Annotated in this window: 5 protein-coding genes; 1 reads left to right on the top strand and 4 read right to left on the bottom strand. The window is 77.0% G+C overall.

The genetic code is table 11. The features are described from left to right. Nucleotides 1-3,741 (bottom strand): type I polyketide synthase (locus MXD60_RS07240; protein WP_518467511.1); only part of this gene is annotated, 3,741 nt, incomplete at its 3' end. A gap of 425 nt (nucleotides 3,742-4,166) precedes the next feature. Between MXD60_RS07240 and MXD60_RS07245 the strand changes: the two genes are divergently transcribed. Further along, nucleotides 4,167-4,553 (top strand): RidA family protein, encoded by a 387-nt coding sequence (locus MXD60_RS07245; protein ID WP_248818207.1) that lies wholly within the window; start codon nucleotides 4,167-4,169, stop codon nucleotides 4,551-4,553. A gap of 12 nt (nucleotides 4,554-4,565) precedes the next feature. On the opposite strand, the gene MXD60_RS07250 is transcribed toward MXD60_RS07245, so the two are convergent. The 3 genes from MXD60_RS07250 to MXD60_RS07260 form a co-directional block, all read right to left on the bottom strand. Then, nucleotides 4,566-5,183: an NUDIX domain-containing protein gene (locus MXD60_RS07250; protein WP_248818208.1), complete on the bottom strand. Its 618-nt coding sequence runs from the start codon at nucleotides 5,181-5,183 to the stop codon at nucleotides 4,566-4,568. Between the two features lie 49 nt (nucleotides 5,184-5,232). After that, nucleotides 5,233-5,796: a sigma-70 family RNA polymerase sigma factor gene (locus MXD60_RS07255; RefSeq protein ID WP_248818209.1), complete on the bottom strand. Its 564-nt coding sequence runs from the start codon at nucleotides 5,794-5,796 to the stop codon at nucleotides 5,233-5,235. Nucleotides 5,797-5,950: 154 nt separating this feature from the next. Continuing rightward, nucleotides 5,951-8,947 carry a right-handed parallel beta-helix repeat-containing protein gene (locus tag MXD60_RS07260; protein WP_248818210.1) on the bottom strand — a complete coding sequence of 999 codons (2,997 nt, stop codon included), beginning with the start codon at nucleotides 8,945-8,947 and terminating at the stop codon, nucleotides 5,951-5,953. Nucleotides 8,948-9,017: the final 70 nt, after the last annotated feature.

Below are 9,017 nucleotides of genomic sequence, written 5' to 3' on the forward strand. Positions count from 1 at the left end.
CCCCCCGGGGGGCCCCCCCGGGGGGGGGGGGCCCGGGGGGGGGGCCCCCCCCCCCCCCCCCCGGCCACCGGGGGTTCCCTGGGCGCCGGCCTGCGCGGTGATCGCGGCGGTGGCATCGCCGTCGGCGAGCGGGCGCCACGCCACGCGGTACCGCCAGCCCTCCCCGTTCCCGCCTTCGTCCGGCGGCGCCGTGGGTGCGCCCGCCGTCCCGTCCAAGGCCGACGCCGACCCAGACGCCGGCGCTGGCGCCCCGGTCGGTGCGGGGGCGCTGGCCGGGTCCGGGGTGGCCACCGGCGCGGGCGTGGTCTGCGGATCCAGCCAGTGGCGGCGGCGCTGGAACGGATAGGTCGGCAGGTCGACCAGGTGGGCACGGCGCCCGAGCACCGCGCGCCAGTCGACGGGAACGCCGTGGACGTCGAGCCCGGCGAGGGCGGTGAGCAGGGTGTCGGCCTCGGCCCGCCCGGCCCGCGCCGACGCGAACGCCACCGCCTCCCCGCCGCGGCCCGCCGGCTCCCCCGCCCGTGCGCCAGGAGTCGGGGCGGGCGCGGGCAGGCAGTCGGGCAGCAGGGCGGTGAGGATGGCGTCCGGGCCGAGTTCGACGAACACCTCGGCGCCCTCGGCGTCCAGGCGGCGGGCGGCGTCGAGGAACCGCACGGCGCCGCGGGCCTGGCGCATCCAGTGGTCCGGGTCGCGCAGCGCCGCCGGGTCCGGGGCCGCGGCGGTGAGGGTGGACACGACCGGGATGGCCGGGCGCTGGTAGGTGATCCCGGCGGCGATGCGGCGGAACTCGGTGAGCATGCCGTCCAGGTGTGGGGAGTGGAAGGCGTGGCTGACCGACAGGCGCCGGGTCCGGTGGCCGCGGGCCGCCCAGCCGGCGGCGACCTGTTCGGCCTCCTCGGCGTCCCCGGCGATGACGACGGCGGCGGGCCCGTTGACGGCGGCGATGCCCACCCGGCCGTCGGTCGCCGCCAGCGACGCTGCGACCTCCTCGGCGCCGGCCCGGATCGCGATCATCGCGCCGCCGGGCGGGCAGGCCTGCATGAGGCGGCCGCGGGCGGCGACGAGGGTCACCGCGTCGGCCAGGGACCAGATCCCGGCGACGTGCGCGGCGGTCAGCTCGCCGACGGAGTGCCCGGCGAGCAGCGCCGGGGTGACCCCCCAGGAGGTGATCAGCCGGTACAGGGCGGTGCCGTGGGCGAACAGCGCCGGCTGGGTGTAGCGGGTCTGGTCGAGCAGGGCGGCGTCGGGGGTGCCGGCGGCGGCGAACATGACCTCGCGCAGCGGCCGGTCGAGGTGGGCGTCGAAACGTTCGGAGATCTCGTCGAGGTCGGCGGCGAAGCCCGGGTAGGCGCGGTAGAGGTCGCGGCCCATGCCCGGGCGCTGGCCGCCCTGGCCGGTGAACAGCAGTGCGACCCGGGTCCGCGTGCCGGGCGCGGCGTCGCCCTGGCTGACGCCGGGTGCGGGGTGCCCGCCGGCCAGCGCCGCCAGGGCCGCGCCGAGACGGCGCCCGTGCGGGTCGGTGAGCGCGACCGCCCGGTGTTCGAAGCGGGTCCGGCCGGCGAGGGTGTGGGCGACGTCGACCGGGTCGAGCCGCGGGTGGGCGGCGAGGTGCGCGGCGAGCCGCCCGGCCGCCGCCCGCAGCGCGTCCTCGGTCCGTCCCGACAGCACGATCGGCACCGGCGCCGCGACGAGATCCCGTTCCGTCACGACGCCGGTCGCCGGCCGCGGCTCGGTCCCGGCGGTGCCGCGCGCCTCGGGATCGGTCGGACGGGGCGGCGAGGTGAGGTCGGTGCGGTCCTGAGGGGCGGTGCCGGCGCGGAAGTCGGTGCCGGCGCGGGCGTCGGCGCGGGCGCCGGTGGCGCGCCGCGGTGTCGGCAGGGGCGGTGCGGGCGGGTCGGCGGCGGGCGCTTCCTCGATGATCACGTGGGCGTTCGTGCCGCTCACGCCGAAGGCGGACACCCCCGCGCGGCGTGGGTGCCCGGGGCGGCGCGGCCAGGCGACGTCGGTGACGAGCAGTTCGACGGCGCCGGCCGACCAGTCGACGTGCGGGGACGGCTCGCGCACGTGCAGGGTGCGCGGCAGGGTCTCGTGGCGCAGCGCCTCGACCATCTTGATGATTCCGCAGACCCCGGCGGCGGCCTGGGCGTGCCCGACGTTGGACTTCAGCGATCCCAGCCGCAGCGGCCTGCCCGCCGGCCGGTCCTGGCCGTAGGCGGCGATGACCGCCTGCGCCTCGATCGGGTCACCGAGGGCGGTGCCGGTGCCGTGGGCCTCGACGGCGTCGACGTCGGTGGGGCGCAGGGCGGCGTTGGCCAGCGCCTGGCGGATGAGGCGTTGCTGGGACAGGCCGTTGGGCGCGGTCAGCCCGTTGCTGGCGCCGTCCTGGTTCACGGCGCTGCCGCGCAGCACGGCGTGCACCGGGTGGCCGCGGCGGCGCGCGTCGGAGAGCCGTTCGAGCAGCAGCACGCCGGCACCGTCGGCCCAGCCGGTGCCGTCGGCGTCGGCGGAGAACGCCTTGCACCGCCCGTCGGCGGCCAGGCCCTGCTTGCGGCTGAACTCCACCAGGATGCCGGGGGTCGACATGACCGTGACACCGCCGGCAAGCGCCAGGTCGCATTCGCCGGTGCGCAGTGCCTGGACGGCCAGGTGCACGGCGACGAGCGACGCCGAGCACTGGGTGTCGACGCAGAGCGCCGGTCCTTCGAGGCCGAACGTGTACGCGATCCGCCCGGCGATGACGCCGGAGGCGTTGCCGGTGAGCAGCTGGCCCTGCGCCGCGCTCGGCGCGGTGTGCCACGCCGGGCCGTAGTCCTGCAGCGAGACGCCGGTGTAGACGCCGGCGCGGCTGCCGCGCAGCGCCCGCGGGTCGATGCCGGCCCGTTCGATGGCCTCCCAGGAGATCTCCAGCATGAGGCGCTGCTGGGGGTCCAGGGCCGCGGCCTCGCGGGGGCCGATGCCGAAGAACGCGGCGTCGAACCGGTCGATGCCGGGCAGGAAGCCGCCGTGGCGGGTGTAGGCGGTGCCCGGGTGGGCCGGGTCGGGGTCGTAGAGGCCGTCGAGGTCCCAGCCGCGGTCGTCGGGCAGGCCGGCGACGGCGTCCCGGCCGTCGCGGACGAGTTCCCACAGTGCCTGCGGCGAGTCGACGCCGCCGGGGAGCCGGCAGCCCATCGAGACGATGACGATCGGGTCGTCGGCGACGCGGCGCCGGCCGCGCCCGGTCGCGGGGCCGGCGTTGGCGCCGGGCGCCGGTCCGGTGGGGGCGGGCGGCGCGGCGCGCCCGGGCAGCGCGGCGGGGCCGGCGGAAGCGGCAGGGCCGGCGGGAGCGGCAGGGCCGGCGGGAGCGGCAGGGCCGGCGGGAGCGGCAGGGCCGGCGGGCGGGATGTTCGCGGTGGGGGCGAGCAGGGCGCGGTGCAGGTGCTCGGCGAGCGCCTCGGGGGTCGGCAGGTCGAACAGCAGCGTCGCGGGCAGAGCAAGCCCGGTCCGCGCGGCGAGGTCGACGCGCAGCCGCTCGGCGACGTCGCGGTAGACCCCCAGGGCGCGCCACGGTGCCCGTGGGTCGACGCGGGCCGCCCGGCCCGTCACGGCGGCCACGCGGGCGGCGATCTCGTCGATCAGCAGGTCGCGCCTGGCCGCGGCGGGTGTCGCGGCCAGGCGGGAGCGCCATGCCTGTCCGGGCGCGGCCTCCCCTGGCGCGCCGGTCACGTGGGCTGAGCGGCCCGGGGCTTGGCGCGTATCGCGCATGCGTACTCCCACGGTGCTCGGGAACAGGGCAACGACGGCCGGCGACGGTCGGCGTCCGCATGCGGTCGGGGGCGGCGACCGGGGCGCGGACGTGTCGGGCACGGTGAGATGTCCGTGCCCGCGCAGCGGCGACGCGCCTGCCGCCGGGGTGCAGCACTACTCGGGAGAAACGAAGATGATCATCCTGGCTGCATGGGGGCATCCTGCCCGACGCCGACCGGGGCCGACAAACGCCGGTGGCGCGTCCGTGCCGGCGCCTTTGGGGGGCCGGTGCGCGTCCCCGCAGGTCCCGTGGGGCGTTCCCGGGGGCCGTGTCAGGATGGTCACGCCGGGGCACTCGCGTGGGCATACCCCGCTCGGGCGGTCACCGGCCGCCCTTCGCCCGGCGCCGCCGGGCAGCCGCCGCAGCAAGAAGGAATCCCCGCTTGAGCACCGTCACGCATCTCAACCCGCCCGCGCTGCACTCCTCCCCGGCCTACTCGCAGGCGACGGTCGCGGTCGCCGGCCGCACCCTCTACATCGGTGGGCAGAACGGCACGGACGCCGAGGGCCGGATCAGCGGGGGGATCGCCGAACAGTCCCGCCAGGCGCTGCGCAACGTCCTGACCCTGCTCGCCGCCGCCGGCGCTGGCCCGGAGCAGGTGGCGAAGCTGACCGTCTACCTGGCCGCCGGGGTCGACCCGGCGCAGGCCTACGCCGCGTCCGCGGAGGTCTGGGGTCCGCACCCGAGCGCCGTCACCGTGCTGCTGGTCGCCGCGCTCGGCCGCCCCGAGGCCCTCGTGGAGATCGAGGCCGTCGCCGCGCTGGGCTGAGCGCGGCTGGGCTCAGCCGACGGGGTGGCCGTCCTGCAGGTAGACGGCCCGGTCGTCGCGGCGCGCGGTGAGGCAGGCGGCGACCCGGCGGGCCAGGCGGGGTTCCATGAACGCGGCGAGGCGCCGCGGTGCGACGAACGTCCAGTCGGACAGTTCGTCGGCGGGCAGCCGGATGCCGGCGGCCTGCGCGGGGGTCACCAGGCCGCCGTCGTAGACGACGGTGATGCCCTCGGTGCGTTCCGGTGACGGCGACACCCAGTCCAGCGCGAGCAGCCGGCCCGGGGCGCGGTGCAGGCCGAGTTCCTCAGCGACCTCGCGGCGCGCCGCCGCGTACGGGGACTCGTCCTGTTCGACGACGCCGCCGGGCAGGTCCCAGCCGGGCCGGTAGGTGGGCCGGACCAGCAGCACGTTCGCCCCGTCATCGGCCGCCCCGTCATCGGCCGCCCCGTCATCGGCCTCGCCGGCGCTGGCCGCACGGACCAGGACGCACGCCGCGCTCATCCGCTTGCGGGGCAGCCCCCGCTGCCACCGCAGGCGCGCCGCGGACGACTCCGCCGGGCGCGGGGGCGGCCCGCTCGGCGCGTCCGCGACGGCGCGGTCGGCGGACCCGGACCTGCCGCTGTCAGACACGCACTGATCGTAACCACCGCGGGCGCGGGGCACAGCGGATCCGCGCCGATCAGTGTCCGTCGATGCCGCGCTGGCACAGCACCCGGCGCAGTTCCCGCACGGCGACGTGGTGGCGGGACTTCACCGTTCCCAGCGGCAGGTCGAGCAGGCCGGCGGTCTCGTGCTGGGTGCGGTCGAGGCAGTGCAGCGCGACGAGCGTCTCGCGGTGCGGCGCGGACAGCGTCCGCAGTGCCGGGAGCAGGTCGGCGCGCAGCAGCACGGCGTCGAGGCCGTCGGCCGCGCGGATGTCGGCGACGCGGGTGTCGCCGTCGGGCAGCGGGGCGGTCTCCCCCGGGCGGGCCGCACGGCGGCGGTGCCGGTCGACGGCGAGGTTGCGGGTGACCTGGAACAGCCAGGCGCGGGCGTTGGCGTGGACGGCGAGCCGCTCGCGGTGGCGCCAGGCGCGCAGGAACGTCTCCTGCACCAGATCCTCGGCCTGGCCGGGGTCATCGAGGCTGATTCGCCGGGCGTAGCCGAGCAGGTCCGCGGCATGCTCGTCGAACAGGTTCTGGACGACGCGGTCCGCGGGTTCGCCGGCCCACAGCTGGTCGGGGCCGGCGGTGGGGTTCGCCATCGAGCCGGCCCTCCTCCGCGAGAAGTTCGCCGACCGCCCTGTGCGGGTGGTCGGCCACGCAGCGCCAGCCTAGCGATATGGCCCGAATTCATCTTCTAATGAAGTTTTGTCCATTTCTTAGATGCTAAATGGACATTCAGTGGTCATTGTTCGTTCAGCTGTCGGTGGCCGCGGCCACCTCCGCGGGCAGGTCCGCGGGTTCCAGCCGGCGCAGGTCCTCCGTGGTCGCCACGTCGAGTTCCGCCACCCGCTGGGCCTGGCTCTCCGTCATCTGCTGGAACACCTGGCGGGCGAGGCGGCCGTTGCCGAACCCGCGGTCGCGGGACAGCGCCGCGAAGTAGGCGTCGAGGGCGGCCAGCGTCGGGTCGGGCAGTTCGTACTCGTGGGTCCGGCACTGGGCGGCCACGATCTGGACGAGTTCCGCGCCGCCGTAGTCGTCGAAGGTGATGACCCGGGAGAACCGGGACGCCAGCCCCGGGTTGGACGCGACGAACCGGCCCATCTCCGCCGGATAACCCGCCACGATCACCACGATCCGGTCGCGGTGGTCCTCCATCAGCTTGACCAGCGTCGCGATCGCCTCGGCGCCGAAGTCGTTGCCCAGACCATGCGGCACCAGCGAGTACGCCTCGTCGATGAACAGCACGCCGCCGAGTGCCCGGCGGAACACCGCCTGGGTCTTCGGCGCGGTGTGCCCGACGTACTCGCCCACCATGTCCGAGCGGTCGGCCTCGACCAGGTGGCCGCGTTCGAGCACGCCGAGCGCGGCGAGCAGCCGACCGTAGAGCCGGGCCACCGTCGTCTTGCCCGTCCCGGGATTGCCGGCGAACACCAGGTGCCGGCTCAGCGGCGGCGCGGGCAGACCGGCCTCCTGCCGGCGCCGGACCGTCCGCATGAGCTTGACCTGCGCGCCGACGTCCTGCTTGACCCGCTCCAGGCCGATCAGCTCGGACAGTTCGCCCAGCAGGTCCGCCAGGCTCTCGGCCGGTTGCTCGTCGCCGTGGCCCGCGCCCGACCCGCCCGGTGCCGTTCCTCCCGCCGCGGCCGCCGCGGCCGCCGCGCCCGCCGCGCCCGGCAGGCGCACCTCCCGCACGCCCCGTACCTCGCAGCGCTCGAACCGCGGCTCGGCGTTCTCGGCGAGGCTCAGATCCATGTCGCAGTCCAGGATGCGGCAGCCGACGAGGCGGGGCGCGGCGCCCGCACCCACGTGCACGCCCGGGAACCCGGACCCGGCGATCTCGCAGTCCTCGAACACCCCGCCGCCGCCGTCTCCGACGAACAGGCCGTTCTTCGCCGGGCGCAGCAGCCGGGTCGAGCGGACCGTGGGGTTCGCCCCGGTCCAGACCACCAACGCCGAGGCGCCCGTGTCCGCCACCTCGCACCCGCGGATGCTGGCGCGGGCATCGCGCGCCAGCACCACGCCGGCCGTCCCGGTCCGGGCGACCCGGCAGTCCCGCAGCGTCGCTTCGGCCTGGGCGCCGATCTGCACGCCCGCGCCGGAACCGCCCGTGATCCGGCAGTCGGTGCACTCGGCCGAGGTGCCGGGTGCCACGGTGAGCCCGCAGGCGTTGCCGTCGAGGTCGCAGTCGGCGGCCTCGACCGTCGCCGTGCCGTCCGTCTGGATGCCGGACATCGCGCTGTCACTGATCATGACGGATCGCAGCCGCGCGCGGGCCGCGCCGGCGACGTGCAGGCCATGCTCGGGTGTCCCGCGCAGCCGGGTGTCGCGCAGCTCGCCGTCGGCGTCCGCGCCGAGGTGGACGTTGCTGTAGGCGCTGTCCTCGACGGTGACGCCGGTCAGGACGGCCCGCGCCGAGTCGGTGACGAACACGCCGTTCGCCGCGCTGGCGCGCACCGCGCCCCCGCCAGCGCGCAGCGACGCCTCACCGCGGGCGACCAGCCCGCTGGTGCCCGCCTCGTCGACATCGCAGTTGTCGAGGCGCAGCACGGCGTTGCCGAGCGCGGCGACCCCGGCCTGGGCGCTGCGCCGGATCCGGCACTCGCGCAGCGAGACCCGCGCCGCGCCCTCGGCCAGCAACCCGTCGGCGCCGGCCCGGACGATCTCGCATTGCACGAGACGGACGCCGTCAGGGTCATTGTCGCCGGTCCCGTCCTCCTCCCCGTCGTCGTTCCCGGTTGTCCCGGCGTCGCTCCCGGTCCCGACGTCGATCCCGGCTGTCCCGGCGTCGCTCCCCGTCCCAGCGTCGCTCCCCGTCTCGTCGTCGTTCCCGGTCCTGGCGTCGTTCCCGGTCCTGGCGTCGTCCGGGAGCGCTGTGGCCGGGGGCGCGCCGTGCACGCGGACTCCCTCGGCGCCCGGGTGCAGGAACACGCAGTCGGTCAGCGTGGCGGTGGCTTCCTGCTCGACGAGCAGGCCGCTGCTGGCGGTCCGGCTGATCTCGCAGTCCCGCGCCCGCAACCTCGCGCGGCCGCGCAACCGCACCCCCGGGCCGTCCACCCGGCTCACCCGGCAGTCGGCCAGTTCCAGGCTCGCCTCGCCAGCGACGACCACCCCGCAACCCGCCGCGCTCTCGATGACGCAGTCCGAGAGTGTCGCCGCCGCGGCGCCGAGCAGATGCAGTCCGGCCAGGGCGGCGCCAGCGAGGCGGCAGGTCGAGAGTCGAAGGACGCCGGCGGCGGCCTCGATCCGGCCCCCCACGATGTCGCAGTCGACCAGGTCGACCGTGCCGGCCGCGACGACCAGCACCGCGGCGGCGGGGTCGGCGCCGCTCAGCCCGACGCCGCGCAGGGCGACGTCCGCCCGTACGACCACCGCGGCCGGCCCGGCCAGCCACACCGTCCCCGGCCCGCTCTCGGCGACGAGACGCACCCCGCGGTCGAGAACGACCTGCTCCGCGTAGCGGCCGGGCGCGATCGTCACCACCCCGCCGTCCGGCGCGGCCCGCAGCGCCGCGCCGAGCGTCGGGAACGCCCCCGGCCCGACCCGCACGCCCGGCGCGCCGGCATCCTCCCCCGGCACGGGTACGTCGGACGTGGGCGCCGACCATCCCGCCCCGCCGACACCGCCGCCGTCCGCGACGCCAGCTCCCCCGACGCCGGTTCCCGCGACGCCACTGCCCGGAGTGCCGCTACCCGCGACGGTCCCGGCGACGCGACCGCGCCCCGTTCGCTCCCCGCCCCGCACCCTGCGCATGCTCCTACTTCCGTCCTGCCCGCTCGAATCCCTCGACACCGCATCCGACACCGCATCGAGCTCCGCGTGT

It is taken from the genome of Frankia sp. AgB32 (assembly GCF_023243045.1).
Classification (GTDB): Bacteria; Actinomycetota; Actinomycetes; order Frankiales; family Frankiaceae; genus Frankia.